Here is a 1,052-nt window from a genome sequence, read left to right as displayed (position 1 = left end):
CGTGGCTAGGTCATCGACCAGCCAATTGGCTGCTGCGTCGCAATGGTCTTTGTAGGCGGGGTCGGTTGAGATGGACTGAATACGGAGCAAATCGAGCAAACGCGCGGTTGCGTTTTCAAGGTCGGAATCAATCTGGGCGAGAACGGGATCGAGTGTCATTAGGTTCACTTTCTGAGACGAACAACTTTGTTGCCATACTGACGTCAAATTGTCGGGTCATGCAAACCTTTCACACTGTGTTACCTGAGTGATCTTCTTGGGTAATTTGGTAACGCAATCTCGCAGTTTTGTGAGGATCAAGTGGCTATGCACGACAAACACGCATCGTTAGGCTGCTTTAGAACAACGCGCCCCGCGGGGCCGAGAGACTTTCAGGGAGAGACGAATGAAATCGGGACTACTTATTACGGCGGCGGCACTTGCAGCCCTTATCAGCGGCGCGCAGACTGCTGCGGCTGAAAGCCACGCAGCAGAGTGTACGTTTGAAAAAGACGTCTTCGATTTTGATGATGATGAAATTGCAGCGCTGTATGCCTGTGTTGTTGATGATCTTGAGGCTGGCTACGGCGCAAACGATCACGAAATTGGCGCAGTGTACCGCACTTGGGGTGCAGCAGCGACAGGTCCAGCACTTCCGGGCGTACACGGTGAGCGTTTCTTGAACACCTTCGTGAACGAAGTGGGTTACGACCAGTACATCGAATACGCATATGGCGACGACTTTGCGATGCCAGTGGGCACCGTTATTGCAAAAGAATCATACAAATTGCGCAACGACGGCACACCACGTCTTGGGCCTTTGTTGATCATGACAAAAGTTGAAGCAGGCACCGAAGCCGAAGAATTCGGCAACTGGGTTTACTCTGGCGTACAGCCAAACGGCAAAACTATGGGCGTGAAACAATCCTTCTGCCATGACTGTCACTCTGCTTATGCGGACCAAGACAGCTTGGGCTACCCGCTTGATCACGTCCGTTTGGGCGCTGAATAATCCCGTCGTCTGACGTGTTGTGACTTTGAACGCCCCGATCCGGGTCCTGTCGGAACGGGGC

At 52.7% G+C, this 1,052-nt stretch carries 1 protein-coding gene; it reads left to right on the top strand.

From position 1 onward, the window contains the following. Positions 1–385: 385 nt before the first annotated feature. Positions 386–991: a cytochrome P460 family protein gene (locus tag J3L16_RS15815; RefSeq protein WP_207614030.1), complete on the top strand. Its 606-nt coding sequence runs from the start codon at positions 386–388 to the stop codon at positions 989–991. Positions 992–1,052 lie beyond the last annotated feature (61 nt).

The organism is Alteromonas sp. 5E99-2 (genome assembly GCF_017368475.1).
Taxonomy (GTDB): Bacteria; Pseudomonadota; Gammaproteobacteria; order Enterobacterales; family Alteromonadaceae; genus Alteromonas_F.
The sequence above is the reverse complement of the archived record's forward strand: the minus strand, read 5'-3'. Positions and strand labels throughout refer to the sequence as shown.